Below are 17,656 nucleotides of genomic sequence, written 5' to 3' on the forward strand. Positions count from 1 at the left end.
GAGGGGCGGACGAGAGGTTCCCCGCGAAGAACGAATTTCGACGGGAGGAGCGGCCGGGCGCGGACAACTGGAAGGATATCCCGGATATCGCTTCCTCGCCGCTTCATGTATCCTTTTATACAGAGATCAAACTCCGTCAGTCAGGCAACGCCGAGAACGCGCGGTCCGGCGTTGTTTTCCTTTTTCTTGCGGGCGCAGCGGGCTGTTCCGCTGTTGCGTGATAGCGCTCTCAACAAGGGGGGTCGTCATGTTTCGTTACTCGAAAGTATTTCGAAAATTTTTGTTTTCATACGTGCTGATCTTGCTCATTCCCAGTCTGGCCGGATTTATGTCCTACCGGACGTCCGTCTCCGTCACGGAATCGATCTCGATCGAGAACAGCGTGGCCCAGCTTCAGAAAAGCAAAGAGCAGCTGGAGCGCCGAATCGCCGAGGTGGAGGGGTTTACCCGGCAGATTGCGATTCAGGCCGATTTGAACGTGCTGATGACCGATCCGTTGTCGGATGAAAAGCAGAACGTCTACGGCATCTGGAAAATGACAAGAGATTTGACGACGTACGGCCAGACGAACGATTTCCTGGGCCACTTTTTCATCTATCTCCGCAATTACGACGTGGTGCTGACGCCGGGCTCCGCTTTTTTCCGGCCCGAGCATTATTATGAGAGCTACAGGTATGAAGATATGTCCGTCGCCGATTGGGAACGCCTCGTGTTGGACAAGACGCACCTCAGAGAGATGATGCCGCTTCGCCCGTTCGTCACCCCGATTTCCCGGACGTCGGTCATCACCTATATGCAGTCGCTGCCGCTGGACAGCTTCGGAGAATCTTCGCCGGCGGTCGTGGTCGTCGTCATCGACGAGAAGGTGATCGCCGAGCTGCTGGCGGGCATCACGAACCAGAACGGCGGCTGGGTCCATATTCTGGACGCGGACGGCAATACGATCAGCCGCCAGGGGGACAGCGATTCGATGGCCGAGGCGCTCGCCTCCGATCCGCGCTTCGACGGAAGCCGGACGAGCCAGTTTTACGAGGACGACCTGGTCGTCACGATTCGTTCCGGCACGAACGGCTGGGTGTATCATGCCGGCATACCGAAGAAGGCGCTGATGGAGAACGCCAACAAAATCAAGCGGATCTCCCTCTCCGTCACCGGCGGGGCCGTTCTCGTCGGCTTGCTCGTCGGCCTTGCGCTCGCCTATCGGAACAGCGCTCCGATTCACCGGCTGCTCGCCGCGCTCGGACAGGAGACGAACAACGCGGACAGCAACGTGTACGACTTCCTGCACGGCAACATTTCGGAGATGATTCTGAGCAACAAGCAGCTCGAATCGGAGCTGAAGCGCCAGCAGCCGATCGTCCGCGACGCATTCTACAAGCGCCTGATCGCCGGGGAGTTCCAGTCCCGCGAGGAGATCGTCGCCGCGGCCGTCCAATCGAACGCCGGCCTGGGAGGCAGCGCCGGTTACGCCGCGATTGTCCAGATCGACGGCTACTCCGGCATGGACAACGTCGAGGTGCTGAACGAGCTGCATGCGGCGCGGCTTGTGCTGAAGCAGTCGCTGCAGGAGCTGTCCGGCTCCGTGCCGACGACCGAGCTGGGCGCGGATAAGCTGGTCGTACTGTTCGTCACCGAGGAGACGGACAGCGGTTCCTACGTGCAGGAGCAGGTGGACGCGATGCTCAACCAGCTCGCCGAATCGCTGTTCCGGGAATACAAAATTTCGATCAAGGCGGTCGTCAGCGCGCGCTTCGCTTCCATTACGGACATCAGCCACGCTTTCGAGCAGGCCAAGCAGACGCTCGAGAACGCTGCGTCCTTCAGCGCGGCGCCGGTGTCCTGGTACGGGGAGACGACGCTGAGCAGCGCAACCTATTATTATCCGCTTGACGTGGAGATGCGCCTGATCGGCACGATCCGGGCCGGGGAGAGCCGGGAGGCGCGGCGTCTGATCGATCGGATCGTCAAGCAGAACACGGAGGAACGCGAGCTTTCGGCGGAGATGCGCCACCAATTGGCGCTGGAGATGAAGGGGACGCTGCTTAAGCTGCTGGACCAGAAGTCGTTCGCCGAGTCGGAAGCGATCGAGCCGGTGAAAAACCGCATCGTCGCGATCCAGCCGACGGAGGCGATCGACCATCTGCGCGACGAGTTCGTGGAAGTGATGGAGGCGCTGTGCGGAATGGTCGCGAGCAAGAAGAACGACCAGCATGTCCGCATCGCCGAGCAGCTCAAGGCGCTGATTGAGGAGCAGTACGCCAATTCGGAGATGAGCTTGTACAGCCTTGCCGAACAGGTCGGCAGACCGGAGAAATACATTTCTCAAGTGTTCAAGGAAGTCGTGGGGGACAATCTGTCCGATTACATCGAACGGGTGCGGATGGACCGCGCCGAGCGGCTTCTGAAGGAGCGCGGGCATACGATCGACGAGATTGCCGCGCTTGTCGGCTACAACAGCTCCCACTCGTTCCGGCGGGCGTTCAAGCGCGTGACCGGGGTGTCTCCGAGCGCGTACCGCAGCTTCCAGGGCGATTGACGGAGAAAATGTACGCCGACCGAATATTGTACGCCATAGAGCCGTTGCGCAAGCCGGGGTCGTAAGCGGCCCCCGTCAGCTTGCGCAACGGCTCTTTTCGATGTGCGGGCATAGCGTACGCCCGTCGGCGGCCGTACCGTGAATGCGCTTGCGAAAATCGGCCGAGGTACGGAAAAGTGGCCCCCGGAAATCGGGAGAACGGGACGCAAAACGACCGAATTGTACCTACACAACCGGGGGCCGGATGGACTATGATCAAGCCACGAAAGCGCTCGCAACATAAATGGCGTCACACAGGGAGGGATCGTTCTGCAATCGACCACGGTTTCAGAGGCAGGAACAATAAAGCGCATTCACAAAGAGCGGAAAGGATTCCGGGGACGAGCGCTCAAGAGCTTCAAAGCCCACTGGCAGCTGTATTTGCTCGTATTGCCGCCGCTGCTGTTCTTTTTGATTTTCAAGTATTACCCGATGGCGAACGCGGTGCTCGCGTTCAAAGATTTTAACGTCGTTAAGGGAATTTGGGGCAGCCCCTGGGTCGGCATGAAGCACTTCGACTCGTTTTTCGAAAATCCGATTTTCTGGACGCTGCTGCGCAATACGCTGCTGCTCAGCCTTTTTCTCCTGCTGGCGGGCTTCCCCATACCGATTCTGCTGGCACTGATGCTCAACGAGGTGCGCAGCGCCCGGTTCAAGAAATTCGTGCAGCTCGTTACGTTCGCGCCTTATTTTATTTCGACGGTCGTCATGGTCTCGATCATTATGCTGTTTCTGGCGCCGAGACTCGGCTTCGCGAACGTCGCGCTCCAGCATTTCGGCTTCGAGCCGATCAACTTTCTGGGCGAACCGGGCATGTTCCGTTCGATCTACGTCATCTCGGACATTTGGCAGACGGCCGGCTACGCGGCGGTCATCTATTTGGCGGCGCTTGCGGGCATCGATCCGACGCTGTACGAAGCGGCCAAGGTGGACGGAGCCTCGCGGCTGCAGAAGATCATTCACGTCGACCTGCCGGGCATTCTGCCGACGATTACGATCATTCTCATTCTGAATGTCGGCAACGTCATGTCCCTCGGCTTCGAGAAAATCTACCTGCTGCAAAATTCGCTGAACCTGCCGACCTCGGAGGTCATCGCCACCTACGTGTACAGCATCGGTCTGCTTAACGCGAATTACAGCTTCGCCACGGCCGTCGGGTTGTTCAACTCGGTGATCAACCTGATTTTGCTGGTCACGGTCAACTCTTTGGCCAAGCGCATATCGAACACGAGCATCTGGTGAATAAAAGGAGAGAGAATCATATGGCCATTTCTACGGCGGCGCCCCGGCGCCGAATCCGGGAGTCGGCCGGCGACCGGCTGTTTATGTTCGCGATTTACGCGATTTTAAGCCTTGTGCTTATCGCCGTCTTGTACCCGCTTATCTATATTATCAGCAGCTCGATCAGCAGCCCGTCGGCGGTAACGTCGGGGAAGGTGTGGCTGTGGCCGGTCGACGTGTCGTTCAGAGGGTTCCAGACGATCTTCAAAACGCCGCAAATTATGACGGGATACGGCAACTCGCTGTTCTACATGTCCGCGGGCACGGTGATCAGCGTGACTCTGACGATCATGCTGGCGTATCCGCTGTCGCGCAAAACGTTCTTCGGACGAAGCGGCATTCTGATGCTCGTTACGTTCACGATGCTGTTCAGCGGCGGGCTGATTCCGACTTATCTGGTCGTCAAGGAAGTGGGGCTGATCGATTCCCGTTGGGCGCTGCTGATTCCGAACGCGATCTGGGTCTGGCAGGTGATCATCGCCCGTTCGTTCTTCCAGTCGACGATTCCGGATGAGCTCGTGGAAGCGAGCGAGATCGACGGCTGCAGCGACTGGCGGTTTCTGTGGAGCGTCGTGCTTCCGCTGTCCAAGCCGATCATCGCCGTGCTCGTGCTGATGTACGCCGTCGGCCAGTGGAACGCGTATTTCGACGCGCTGATTTATTTGAAGTCCGACAAGCTGTACCCGCTGCAGCTCGTGCTCCGCAGCATTATTATCCAGAACAACAGCGCGGGCGTCATGGACCCGAGCATCCAGGTGCAGCGGGCGGAGATGGCGGAGCTGCTCAAGTATTCCCTGATCGTCGTGGCGACGCTGCCGGTCTTGATCATCTATCCGTTCGTTCAGAGGTATTTCGTGCAAGGGATGCTCGTCGGTTCGGTCAAAGGCTGATTCGCGATCCGCAATCCGTAAAGGTGGTGAGGACGATGTAGGCGGTGAAACGGAAGGCCCAGCTTGGTATACTAATAACTCGAACATGCAAAGGGGAGCTACATCGAATGAAAAAAGCGACATGGAGTCTGCTGTCCGTTCTGCTCGTCCTGAGCCTCGCGCTCGCGGCTTGCTCAAGCAACAATTCCGGGGGATCGAACGCTTCGCCCTCCCAAGGGGCGCCCGGTTCGCCGTCGGAGAGTTCGTCCAAGCCGGTGGAAATCCGGGTGTTCGCCGTCCAGGAGCAGGGCATCGACCTGGCGACCAACAAGTTCACGCAGCACGTCGAGGAGAAGTTCAACATCAAGTTCAAGTTCGAGACGATTCCTTCCGACGGCGCCAAGGAGAAGCGTCAAATCTCGCTCGCCAGCGGCGATTATCCGGACGCCTACATTTTGACTCACTATATCGACCAGTTCTCGCAATCCGATCTGCTCAAGTTCGGTCAGCAGGGCGTTATCGTGCCGCTGAACGACCTGATCGATCAATATGCGCCCAACATCAAGGCCGCGCTGGACAGCAACGCCGACCTGAAGCTGCTGAACACGGCGCCGGACGGCAATATTTACGGTTTGGGCGCCTACACGCAGTGCTTCCACTGTTCTTATCCGAACAAGATGTGGATCAATACGAAATGGCTCGACGCGCTGAATCTGCAGATGCCGACGACGCCGGAGGAATTCAAGAACGTGCTTAAGGCGTTCAAGACGCAGGACCCGAACGGCAACGGCAAACCCGACGAAGTGGCGCTCAGCGGCTCCACGGAGGAGTTCGGCGTACGCGTGCTGCCGTACCTGATGAACCCGTTCGTCTATAACGACGACCGCAACTATTTGAACTTCTCGAACGGCAAGGTTGAATCCGCGGCCATCAAGCCGGAGTGGAAGGAAGGCCTGGCTTACGTCAAGTCGCTGTACGACGAAGGGTTGATCGATCCGGGCGCGTTCACGCAGAACGCCGAAGCGTTCAAGAAAATCGGCGAAAATGCGGACGCGGAAATTCTCGGCGCGGGCGCGGGCATGCACCCGGCGATCTTCCTTGAGCTGGACGGAGCGCGCGCGGCCGATTACAATCCGGTGCCGCCGCTGCAAGGACCGAGCGGTTCGTTCGCGACGCACGACAATGGCGGCGTATCTCCCGGCGCGAAGTTCGTCATTACGAACAAAGCGAGCGAAGAAGCGAAAATCGCTCTGATCAAGCTGGCGGACTATATGTACACGCCGGACGGACAGACGAACGGCGCCAACGGCATGAAGGGCATCGACTGGGAAGACCCGGCTCCGGGCGACAAGGCGCTCGGCGAGAACGTGGAGCCTAAAGTCAAGCCGATTCCGGCCAAGCAAGGGGAGCCGCCGCACAATGCGGGCTGGAGCGGCATGGGTCACTTCTACATGCCGAAGGATTACCGCGACAGCTGGGTTCAGGGCACGGATATTTACGATTCGGCCAACTACGAGCGCCGTCTGTACGAGGCGACGCTGAAGTACGAAGGCCACGAGCCGCCGGAATTGTTCCCGATCTGGTCGCTGTGGGTCGATCCGGCCACGCTGGACGAGTCGAGCATTCTGCAGACGAACATCCGCAATTACATCGAGCAGAACGCGCTGCAATTCGTGACCGGCAACAAGGATTTGGACAAGGATTGGGACAGCTACGTCAAAGGACTCGAAAACCTGAAGCTGGGCCGTTATCTGGAAATTCTGCAATCGGCGTACGACGCGTCGGCGAAGTAAGAAGCGCAACAATCATTCGGCGTGGTGCGGGGGGTGTGGCCTGCACCACGCTTTTTACAGACAACACTTTCGTCAATGCGGGAGAGAACCTGCTGTGCAATCATTGAACGATTAAGGAGTTGTTGATAATGATACGATTTGCGAAAAAGATCCGGACGGCTATTATCGTCATCCTCGCGGTTTCCCTGACTCTGGGCTGGACGTTCCCGGACATTCCGTCCGCGGAGGCGGCGAGCAACCAGTATCCGGGCAAATCGGCGGTCGGAGAGAAGCCCTACATGGGGTGGAGCAGCTACAGCATGCAGGTCTATTCCGGCAACGGCCAGTGGATTACGGAGGAAAATATTAAAGCCCAGTCCGACGCCATGGCCCGATACTTGCAGCCTTACGGTTATACATACATCAATGTGGACGCGGCGTGGAACGGGGGCATGGACGGCTACGGCAGGCCGATTCCCAGCACAACGCTGTATCCGAACGGCTTTACCAATCTGATCGATTACGTGCATGCCAAAGGCCAGAAATTCGGGATCTATTTGATTCCCGGACTGTCCCCGCAAGCCTACGAGCAAAATCTCCCGGTTTACGGCGACGACAGCTGCCGCATGCAGGATATCGCCAAGCAGCCGCTCAGTCATGCCGATTATTGGGACTTGACCTACAAGATCGATTTTTCCAATCCGTGCGCGCAGCTGTATATCGATTCCATCGCCGATATGATCGCCGATTGGGGAGTCGATTTCGTCAAATTCGACAGCGTCACGCCGGGCTCCGGCGTATCCGATCTTTCCCTGGACGCGCGCGAGGACGTGAAAGCCTGGTCCAAGGCGCTGGCCCGCCATCACATTTGGCTGGAGCTTTCCTGGGCGCTGGACATCAATTACGCCGATCTGTGGAAAACGCTTGCAAACGGGTGGCGGATAGATTGGGATATCGAATGCTACTGCGGAGACGGGGTGGCTCTGACGACATGGCCGAGCGTCGCCCGGCTGTTCCCGCTGGCGGCCAAGTGGTGGAGGCATGCCGGCCCGGGAGGCTGGAACGACTTCGATTCGCTGAGCGTCGGCAACGGAGCGATGGACGGGCTGACCCGCGACGAACGCAAAACCGCGATGACGTTCTGGGCCGTCTCCTCGGTGCCGATCTATCTGGGCAACGATCTGACCCGGCTCGATTCCTACGGGCTCGAGCTGCTGACGAACGAGGAAGTGATCGCCGTCAATCAGGCCGGCCGACCGGGACAGCCCGTCTCGATCGAAACGCAGCAGCAGGTCTGGTACGCGAACAACGACGACGGCAGCCTGTCGGTCGCGCTGTTTAACCTCGGCAACACCGAAGCGACGGTTCGCGTCGACTGGAGCGACATCGGCTTGAGCGGACCGGCGGCGGTTCGCGATCTGTGGAGCCGTCAAAATTTAGGAACCTACGATACGGGCTTTACGGCCGAGGCCCTTGCGCCGCATGCCTCCAGGCTGCTGAAAATCACCTCGCAAGGGGGAACGGTCGCCGCCAACAACGACGATCCGCGGCTGCTCTATACGGGCGATTGGCAGCGCAATGGCGGACAGGAGATGATTGCGACATCGCAGACGTTCCCGATCGCCATAAGCGATTCCTCCGCCGCGAAGCCCAGCAGCGAGCTGCTCCTGACGGGGGCCGAGTTCGATCGCGCTCCGTCCGGACAAACCGATATCGTCGTTCCGCTCCGCTTAAACGGGAATGCGCTTGCGGGCATTCGCAACGGCGCATCCGCACTCGTTCCGGGCACGGATTATACCGTAACGAACGATCAGGTCGTGATCAAGAAATCGTATTTGTCCGGCCAGCCGCTCGGAATCGCCTACCTGACTTTTGTTTTCGATGCGGGCTCGCCTCAGACGCTGGGCCTTGCGATTCGGGATTCCGTCGACAACACGATCACTTTGAACGATACGGACCCCCGCATCGTCTATACGGGCAGCTGGTCAAGAAGTGCGGACAGAGGCTTGGGTGATTATATGGACGACGTACATTATGCGGAGGACGACGGTGCCTCCTTCGAAATCGCGTTCGAAGGCACCGGAATCGACTACATTACGGAAAAGGATTCGTCGCAAGGAGACGTCGCGATCACGCTCGACGGGCTGCAAGCCGTAACGAGCACCTACGCGCCGAGCAGGTCCGTTGCGGAAGCCGTCTATAGCGCGCAAAACCTGCCGAGCGGGCCGCATACGTTCAAAGCCGAAAAGCTGAACGGGGGTTACATGCTCCTGGACGCATTGAGGATAACGCTGAGCCCGGCCGAGCTTCCGGAACCGGCGGCGCTGGACGGCGCGCTGGAATCCGAACGCGTGACGGTCAACAAAGCCGCGCCCGGAGACGCGACGGTTAAGCTGATCTCGAACGGCAATGCGCTTGCGGGCATCCGCAACGGCAGCGAGGAGCTGACGCCGGGCTCCGATTATATCGTGTCGGGCGAGGAGGTTATTCTCAAGCAGGCCTATTTAGCCGGACTGCCGAACGGAACGGCCTATTTGACCTTCGTGTTCGACAGAGGGGCCGCCCGGGCGCTGGCCGTGGATGTGATCGAGAAATCGCTAGTGCGCTCGCTTGCGGTGAACAACGACGATCCGACGATTGTCTATACCGGTTCCTGGGGCAGAAGCACGGGCCGGGGCATGGGCGATTATATGGACGACGTTCATTACACCGATACGATCGGTGATTATTTCGAATATAACTTCGTAGGAACGGGTATCGAATACGTGACGGAGAAGGATTCGTCCCAGGGGGATATCGAAGTATTTCTCGACGGAGCGTCCGTTCTGTATACGAATACGTCCAGCCCGAGCCGGCTGGCGCAGCAAACGGTGTACAGCGTCTCTGGACTGCCCAACGGCGCCCATACGCTTAAAGTCGTGAATCGGACCGACAAGAAATTTCTGCTGCTGGATAAGCTGAACGTTCTGCTGGAGGATCTGATCGCCCCGAACGAAGGCAGCTTCGACAAGGAGGCGTCCTTGCAAGCCGACGTGACGACGACGCTGAAAGTCGACGGAAGGAACCTGGCCGGGATATCCCACGGCGGGCAGCCTCTCGTACGAGGGACGGACTATACGGTCGCCGGGGATCAGGTCACGATCGGCAAAGCGTATCTGCTGACGCAGCCGGTCGGCGTCGTCAATCTGGATTTCGACTTCCGCGGCGATCACAAGAACGATATTCAATTTACGCCGACGAACGGCGACTCTTTCGAATATGCGTTTAAGGGGACAGGAGTCCGGATGGCGGTTCAGAAAGGGCCGGACGCGGGAGAGATCGACGTCTATATCGACGGCGAATTTAAGGAGACGGTAGACGCGTACGATGCCGGCAGGGCGGCGAATCAGACGGTGTTCGACATCGCCGGGCTGGCGAGCGGTACGCATACGATCAAGGGCGTCAAGAAATCGGGCGCGTTGATGAAGCTGGACGCTCTGACCTTCACGACCGCGACCCTCTATTCGCCGCCGGGATCTTCTTCGGGCGGAGGAGGAGGCGGCCCAGGCGGGGGCGTTCCTTCGCCGGCGCCATCGCCGGAGACCGATCCGGAACCGGAAACAGAAGTTCCCGAACAGCCCGTTTATTCGGAAGCTTATATTAAAGGATTTGCGGACGGCACCTTCCGTCCGGGCAGCGACATTACCCGCGCCGAAATCGCCGCGCTGCTGTCCCGGGTCCTTCAAAGGGAAGAAACCGCGCAGGACATTGCGTTCATGGACATTCGGGAAGGCTATTGGGCGAACGACGCGATCGCACGAATCGTCCGTATGGGGCTGATGAAGGGCTATGCCGACGGCACGTTTAAGGGCGAGCGTCCGATTACGCGCGCGGAGATGGCGTACATTCTGTCGATGCTGACGGATGCGGTCGCCGCCGAAGGAGCCGGGTTCAAGGATGCGGATAGCCATTGGGCCCAGGCAGCCATCCTGAAGGCGCAAGCCGCCGGTTGGATGAAAGGCTTCGCCGACGGTACCTTCCGTCCGGATCGCACTCTGACCCGCGCGGAAGCGGTCGTCATCCTCAACCGGCTGATCGGCCGCAAGCCGCTCGAGGGCCGGATCGAATCGTCCTGGAAGGACGTGCCCGATACGCATTGGGCGCTGCCCGATATCGAGGCGGCCGCCCGCGACGCCCAGCCGTAAATGTTAAGCTCGCGGCAATACCGGAATAGACGAAGGAGCGTTTTCCGTGAACAACATGCAACTGGCCGGCAAGCACGCGATTCATAGCGATCGTCCCGCGGCAACCTTTTTCGAAGGCGCGCTGCTGGGCAACGGCGGAATGGGCGCGGTCGTGACGACCCGCCCCGACGCCGTCGTCATCCACTTCGGCCATAACAACGTATGGGATATCCGCATTGCGGAAAACAATCGGGAGCGAATCGGAACGTTCGCGGACTTGTTCGCCCGGCTGCAAGAGATTCCGTCCCATTACGAGTCGCTGAGCGACGATCCGTGGTACAAGGAATACGTCGCCATGGCCGGCGAAAACTACGATTTTCCGTATCCGCGGCCGATGCCCTGCGGCTCTCTGCTGCTCGGGTTCGACCGAAGGAAGACGGAGGTGCTCGGACATACGCTGCGGCTGGAAAACGGGCGCTGCGAGATCCGTTTGCTGATCGACGGACGCGAGGCGACGCTGGACGTGTTCGCGGACCAACGCGCGGACCGACTCTGGATTTCCTTGCGGAATACGGAATCGGGCGAGCCGGAGATTTCTCCGTTTAATCGCATTCGTCTGCTGCCCGATCCGCATACGCCGCAGGAGCTTCCCGCTTACGAAGGGGGCGTGGATGAACGGGCCGGGCAAATCTCGTTCCGTCAGCGGCTGCCTTCGGACGTCGAGGGGAGAACCGGCTCCGCCAAGGACAAGGCTTTCCGCCTGGCGGTTCGGCTCCCGGCCGGAGCGGCTTTCCGGGCCGGCGAACGCGAGCTGGAGGCGACGCTCGGGCGGGAGATCGGCTTCGTCGCATGCGTTCAACTGGACGAAGGGAAGGATTCCGCGGTGACCGGAACGGGGGAGGCGATCGCGTCTCCGTCCCGGGAAGCGTTCGAAGCGGCGTTCGCAGCCGCGCGGGTCGATTGGGAGCGCTTCTGGTCGCGGTCGGGCGTTGCGCTCGAGGACGAATTTCTGGAACGGATCTGGTACCGCAACCTGTATTTCTTCCATTGCTCGGTCAAGCCGGGGGCGACGTGCCCGGGACTGTTCGCGAACTGGAGCTACGGCCGGATCGGCTCGGAGTGGCACGGCGACTACCATATGAACTACAACACGCAGCAGCCGTTCTGGGTCGCGTTCTCCAGCAATCACGTCGACAAGCATCTCGCCTACGTCGACATGGTCGATCACGTGCTGCCCGTCAGCCGCAAATGGGCCCGCGAGTATTACGGCTTGCGCGGAGCTTATTTTCCCCATTCGGCCTATCCGGTGGAGATGAGCATGATGCCGTATCCCGTGCCGCACTGGGGCTGGGAAATCTGCGAAACTCCGTGGACGGTCCAGAGCCTGTGGTGGCACTATCTGTACACGATGGACAAGAAGTTTCTGGCCGAGCGCGCGTTCGAGCCGATCAAGGACGCGGCGCTGTTCATGGTCGACTATATGAAGCGGCCCGAAGCCCGGGGTCCGCAATGGGGGGACGACAACTATCATATTTATCCGACCGTTGTTCCCGAGCTGTACGAGCTGACTCCCGGGTTCGGCCGCAATCGCGACTGCATCGTCGATCTGACGCTGACGAAGTTTCTGTTCCGCGCGTTCGAGGGAGCCTGCGAGGCGCTTGGACTGGAGGAGGAAGAGACGGATCTGCTGAGCGAGGTGCGGGAGGTCGCCGCCCGCTTTCCGGAATATCCGACCGCCCGATCGGAGCGGGGGACCGTGTTCGTGTCCGTGCCGGGGGAGGATCCCGAGGTCGTGTACAACGTGCCCAACGGCATCGCAACCGTGTTTCCCGGGGAGGACCACGGCCTGCATTCGCCTCCGGAGCAGTATCGCGTCGCAGTCAATTCCTACCTCAACCACCGCAACGAGGGAGGGAACGAGCTCGTATTTCTGAATTTGGCCGGCGCCAGACTGGGAAAGCTCGATCTGGAGCGCTTCAAGCGGCAGGTCGAATACTGCCTGCTGCCGAACGGAACGTGCACCGACAAGCTGCTGGAAGCGGGCGGCAGGTATGCGGATACGACGCTGTTCGATTATATGGCGCCGATGGGCGTATGGTTCGAGAACTTCGCGCTGCCGGCGCTCGTCAACGAATGCCTGATGCAGAGCTACAATGGCATCGTTCGCCTGTTTCCGAACTGGCCGGCGGACAAGCGCGCGGAATTCCGCACGCTGCGCGCGGTCGGAGGCTTCCTCGTCAGCGCGGTATGGGAAAGCGGGCAGGTGCGGGAGCTCGAAATGGTCAGCGAAGCGGGATCTCCGTTGGAGGTTTACAACCCCTGGAGCGGGGCCGCGGTCCTGTGCTTGCGTGAAGGTTCGGAGCCGATCAAGCTGGAGGGCGATATTCTGCGAATGAAAACGAATGTGGGAGAGAGGCTTCGTCTCGTCCCGGCCGCGGACGCCGGGCCGATCCGCTAATCCCTTGATCGCCGTCCCCCCGGCAGCGAGGGCGTCGCAACGATTATGCCGCGATCAAGGCGCCAACATCGTATAACGATGTCGCGTTTGTGGATACACATAGGCGGCGCGATCTGCTACCCTAATCTTGTCTATACCGAATCTAATTGGCGGAGGGACGAACATGAGCAGATTGCGTATCGGCATGATCGGCACGGGCGGAATCGCGGAGTGGCACGCTCGGCAGCTGTTGGAGCTGCCGGAGGCGGAGATTGTCGCGATCGCGGACACGAGCGAGCAGAGCAGGGACAAGTTTGTCGGGAAATTCGAGCTGCGCGAGGCGAAGCAATACGCGGATTACCGCGGCATGCTGGAGGAAGTCGAGCTTGACGCCGTTGTCATTTGTTCTCCGCACACGCTGCATTACGAGCAGGCGACGGATGCGCTGAACAAGGGACTGCACACTCTGATCGAGAAGCCGATGACCTGCAGTTCCGCCGAAGCGGAACGGCTGATCGAGACGGCGAAACAATCGGGGAAAATTTTGCAGGTATCGTACCAGCGTCATTTTCAGCCGGAATTTCTCTATATTAAGGAAGCGATCGAGCGGGGCGAGATCGGCAAGCTGACGTCCGTCACCGCCTCTCTCTACCAGGAATGGAGGCAGGGCACCCCGGGAACGTGGCGGCAAAATCCCGGCTTGTCGGGCGGCGGCTTCCTGATGGATTCGGGCAGCCATATCATTGACGTACTGCTGTGGACGACGGGGTTGACGCCGGTCGAGGTCAACACGCAGCTTCATCGGCACGGCTCTCCGGTCGAGATCGACACGTTTACTTCGATCCGGTTCGCGGAAGGGGCTGTCGGCGGACTGAACCTGGTCGGCTATGCCCCTTGCTGGCATGAAACCTATGCCTTCTGCGGGGAAGAGGGCGGCATTTTCTACGACAACGGCCGCATTACGCTTCGCCGCCTGCGCCAGGAGCCGATCGTTCCCGAGCTTCCGACACAGACGACGAACCAGGACAAGAGCTTCATCGACGCGATTCTCGGTCGGCGGGAAGTGGCGGTTAGCGGGGAATTCGCTTATCGGGTCGTGAAATTTTCGGAAATGGTATATGAAGCGGCGGGGTATTCTCCGGCAGAGGATGCGCGCGCGGCGACAGGAGGCGTTCAATCGTGAATTTTCGCATCGGTATGAGAATTCCCCCGCAGATCGGGAAAGAAGGCATCGAGGCGGTCGCCGCCTGGTCGGCGCGTGTCGGTCTCGACGTGCTGGACGTGCCGGAGCTGACCGCGGACGTCAAGGCGGCATGCGATCGGGCGGGGCTTGGCATCGGATCGGTGGATGCCCGGGGCGTTGCGCAATTGTTAAGCCGGGACGAAGCCCGACGGGCGGACGCCGTCGAATCGGTGAAGAAGCAGATGGACGGGATGGCCGCTCTCGGGGGCCGGGTTATGTTCATGTGCCTCGTGCCCGAGGACGCGACGCTGCCTCGCGACGAAGGGTTCGCGATCTGGAAGGAGACGTTCCCGGAGCTTGTCGCCCATGCGGAACGCGTCGGCGTCTATATCGCGATCGAAGGCTGGCCCGGCCCGGCTCCTCATTATCCGACGCTCGGATGCACGCCGGAAATGTGGCGGGCGATGTTCGAGGCGATTCCTTCGCGGCATTTCGGCTTGAACTACGATCCGTCCCACCTGGTCCGGCTCGGCATCGATTACTTGCGCGCGCTGTCCGAATTCGGGGAGCGAATTAACCACTGCCACGGCAAGGATACGGAAATTTTGCATGACGAGCTGTACGAATGCGGCACGCTGACCGCGACCTTCGGGGCGAAGTACGGCTTCTCGGAAGGCTCGTGGCGCTATACGATTCCCGGTCACGGAGAAGTGGACTGGAGCAGGGTCGCCGTCCGTCTCGAGAGACTGGGCTACGACGGCGCGATCGGCATCGAGCTGGAGGATCACCGCTACTGGGGAACGATCGAAGCCGAGCGCCAAGGCATCGAGAAGGCTGCGGCGCATCTGGCTCAATACTTCAGATAGCAAACTCAGGCATCCGAAAACGGGTTGTTTCGTAGACACAAAGAGTCGTACCGAAAGATGATCGATGGAATGGTGTAAGTCGCATCTATCTCCTTCCGATGCTATACGATCCTGAAATTTGAACTGGTAAACCCGTCACAGGGTAATTTCAGGAACGTATGAGGCAGTCTCCAGGAGATAGATGCTTCTTCTTTTTCCTCGATCATCTTGTACGCCCTAGCCTACGAAACAGCCCGTTTTTTACTGCCTACTCCGCCGAGAGAGCGACGCGAAATCCGGCGTTGCCGGTAGAGCTGTCCGGTGTATTGGAGCTTCTGGCCGCCACGCGGTACCGATTGCAGTAGGAACGATGGCACAAGTACGAGCCTCCGCGCATCGAACGTCTGCCGGTGGGCTGTTCGAAGCGCGGGTTTTCGCTCGGGGTCGCCTGATGGTAAGCCGGGGTGAACCAGTCCGCGCACCACTCCCACACGTTGCCGGCCATATTGTACAGCCCGTATCCGTTCGGCTTGTACGCATCGACGGGAGCCGTTCCCTCGTAACCGTCGCTTGCATTGTTTTTGACCGGAAATTTGCCCTGCCAGATGTTGCAGCGATGCTCGCCGTCGGGTTTGAGCAAGTCGCCCCACGGATAGGTTTTGCGCTCCAGGCCGCCTCTGGCGGCGTACTCCCACTCCGCCTCGGTCGGCAGACGCTGGCCCGACCATCGGCAATACGCCTCCGCATCGTTCCAGGAGACGTGGACGACCGGATGATCCATTCGGCCGCGGATATCGGAATCCCGTCCTTCCGGCTTCGCCCAGTGCGCTCCGCTGACCACGTACCACCAAGGCGTCGCCTGCGGCACGTTGACGACCTCCCGCTTCATTTCCTCCGATACGAACAGGTGAAAAACGTACGTCCAGCCGAACTGCTCGGCTTCCGTGACATAACCCGTCTCCTCTACAAATTGCTGAAATTGCGTATTTGTGACGGCGTACGGCGCAATATAAAAAGGATCGACGCGCACGGGACGCTCCGGACCCTCCCCGTCCGCCGGGAAGCCTTCCCGCGAATCGGTTCCCATAACGAATTCGCCGCCGGGCAGCAGCACGAGGCCGTCGGAGGGATTGCGCGAGGAGGTCGCTTCGACCGGCTGCGGAGACCGGGGCGGCTCTTGTCCAGTTGCTGCGGAGACGTCGCTGCGGCGCGCCGCGCAGCAGGCTTTGATCGGTTGTTGTTCCATAGAATTCGGCTCCTTCCGTAGATCAGGCGCGAATGTGCGGCCGGCTTAGCCGTAGACCGCGATGCCGACGAGCCCCGAGAGCAGCACGACGGTAAACGGATGCTTGTGCAGGTAAATCAAGGCGAACAGAGAACCGGCGAAAATCGCCAGCTGGCTCCAGGTCCGCCAATCGAACGCCAGCGACATGCCCGAATTTTGCGCGAACAGAATGGCGGCGTAGACGATCATGCCGGCCACTGTCGGGCGAAGTCCGAAAAAGGACGATTTCACAAGCCGGTTGTCGCGATACCGCATAATAAGCTTGCCCGCGGCCAGAATAAGCGCCAGCGACGGAAGAATCATCGCCACGGAAGCGACGACGGCGCCAGTCGCTCCGGCCTGATGGTAGCCGACGGCAACCGCGATATTGGTCGCGATCGGTCCCGGAGACATGCCGGCAACCGCGACGATGTCGGTGAGCTGGGCCGCGTCCATCCAGTGATGGCGGTTCAGCACCTCTTCTTGAATAAGCGGTATCATGGCGTAGCCGCCCCCGAAGGAGACGAGCCCGACCATCAAAAAGGTCAAGAACAAATCGATAAGCATAGCCATTCCCCATTATCGTCGTGATTAGATCATGTAGTCGTATACGGGTTCCTTCTCTTCCAGCTTGGTCTTCTTGCCCAGCAGCGCGCGGATCTTCACGACGGCGATGCCCGCGAGCGCGCCGAAGACGATGACCCAGACGGGATGCACAAGGCCTCCGCCGAAGAGCAGAAGGCAGACGGCGATCGTCGCAAGCGCCCCTGTGGCGAAGTCGACGATGGCGGTTTTTCCGATCTTGATGGCGGCGTAGACGATCATGGCAACGACCGTTGCGCGGATAGAGAGGAAGGCGGCTTCGATCTTCGGATTGTCCTTCATCTGAATGTACACCAGAGACAGCCCGATCATCAAGACGAACGTCGGGAGGAAAATGCCGAGCAGAGCCGACAGCGCGCCGCGAATGCCCGCAATCCGATAGCCGATCAGCGTGGCGGAGTTGACGGCGACCGCGCCGGGCACGGAACCGGATACCGCGACGATGTCGGCGACGTCCTCGCTTTGCAGCCATTTGCGCTTCTCCACGATTTCCCTTTCGATCACCGGAATGAGCGCGTAGCCGCCGCCGAATGTAAAGGGACCCATTTTCAGAAAGGTCGCAAACAGCGAGCCGATCATCCTCCAATTCGCATTCATAGACGTGCCTCCTTCAGTTTTGCCTCTCTAGTATACCATCTTTATTTCATTTTGGAATTAAGTTTTG

Annotated in this window: 11 protein-coding genes; 8 read left to right on the top strand and 3 right to left on the bottom strand. The window is 59.7% G+C overall.

Going from position 1 to position 17,656, the window contains the following annotated elements; translation table 11 throughout:
• The first annotated feature begins 247 nt into the window (after positions 1-247).
• From ACFFT4_RS16230 to ACFFT4_RS16265, 8 genes are all read left to right on the top strand, one after another.
• A complete protein-coding gene (locus ACFFT4_RS16230) occupies positions 248-2,536 on the top strand; it encodes a helix-turn-helix domain-containing protein (RefSeq protein WP_378049343.1) in 2,289 nt (762 codons plus the stop codon).
• Positions 2,537-3,007: 471 nt separating this feature from the next.
• A complete protein-coding gene (locus ACFFT4_RS16235; RefSeq protein WP_378049482.1) occupies positions 3,008-3,817 on the top strand; it encodes an ABC transporter permease in 810 nt (269 codons plus the stop codon).
• Between the two features lie 20 nt (positions 3,818-3,837).
• Positions 3,838-4,746 carry a carbohydrate ABC transporter permease gene (locus ACFFT4_RS16240; RefSeq protein WP_378049345.1) on the top strand — a complete coding sequence of 303 codons (909 nt, stop codon included), beginning with the start codon at positions 3,838-3,840 and terminating at the stop codon, positions 4,744-4,746.
• A gap of 107 nt (positions 4,747-4,853) precedes the next feature.
• A complete protein-coding gene (locus ACFFT4_RS16245; RefSeq protein WP_378049347.1) occupies positions 4,854-6,518 on the top strand; it encodes an extracellular solute-binding protein in 1,665 nt (554 codons plus the stop codon).
• Positions 6,519-6,646: 128 nt separating this feature from the next.
• Positions 6,647-10,681: a X2-like carbohydrate binding domain-containing protein gene (locus tag ACFFT4_RS16250; RefSeq protein ID WP_378049349.1), complete on the top strand. Its 4,035-nt coding sequence runs from the start codon at positions 6,647-6,649 to the stop codon at positions 10,679-10,681.
• 55 nt (positions 10,682-10,736) lie between these two features.
• On the top strand, positions 10,737-13,118 hold the full coding sequence (locus ACFFT4_RS16255; RefSeq protein WP_378049484.1) for a glycosyl hydrolase family 95 catalytic domain-containing protein: 2,382 nt from the start codon (positions 10,737-10,739) through the stop codon (positions 13,116-13,118).
• 163 nt (positions 13,119-13,281) lie between these two features.
• A complete protein-coding gene (locus ACFFT4_RS16260) occupies positions 13,282-14,280 on the top strand; it encodes a Gfo/Idh/MocA family protein (protein ID WP_378049351.1) in 999 nt (332 codons plus the stop codon).
• The gene (locus tag ACFFT4_RS16265; RefSeq protein WP_378049353.1) at positions 14,277-15,146 is read left to right on the top strand and encodes a sugar phosphate isomerase/epimerase family protein; all 870 of its coding nucleotides are present in this window, start codon (positions 14,277-14,279) and stop codon (positions 15,144-15,146) included. Before ACFFT4_RS16260 ends, ACFFT4_RS16265 begins: the two co-directional genes overlap by 4 nt.
• Positions 15,147-15,393: 247 nt before the next feature.
• Here ACFFT4_RS16265 and ACFFT4_RS16270 read toward each other — a convergent pair whose 3' ends face one another.
• Genes ACFFT4_RS16270 through ACFFT4_RS16280 form a run of 3 tightly spaced genes read right to left on the bottom strand, consistent with a single transcriptional unit; the run spans position 15,394 to position 17,589 of the window.
• Complete coding sequence (locus ACFFT4_RS16270; protein WP_378049354.1) at positions 15,394-16,371, bottom strand: formylglycine-generating enzyme family protein; 978 nt, start codon at positions 16,369-16,371, stop codon at positions 15,394-15,396.
• 45 nt (positions 16,372-16,416) lie between these two features.
• Positions 16,417-16,956: a chromate transporter gene (locus ACFFT4_RS16275; protein ID WP_378049355.1), complete on the bottom strand. Its 540-nt coding sequence runs from the start codon at positions 16,954-16,956 to the stop codon at positions 16,417-16,419.
• A gap of 24 nt (positions 16,957-16,980) precedes the next feature.
• Entirely contained in the window at positions 16,981-17,589 is a 609-nt protein-coding gene (locus ACFFT4_RS16280; protein ID WP_378049357.1) for a chromate transporter, read from the bottom strand.
• Positions 17,590-17,656 lie beyond the last annotated feature (67 nt).

Origin of the sequence: Cohnella cellulosilytica (assembly GCF_042431195.1) — a bacterium.
GTDB classification, from domain to species: Bacteria; Bacillota; Bacilli; order Paenibacillales; family Paenibacillaceae; genus Cohnella; species Cohnella cellulosilytica.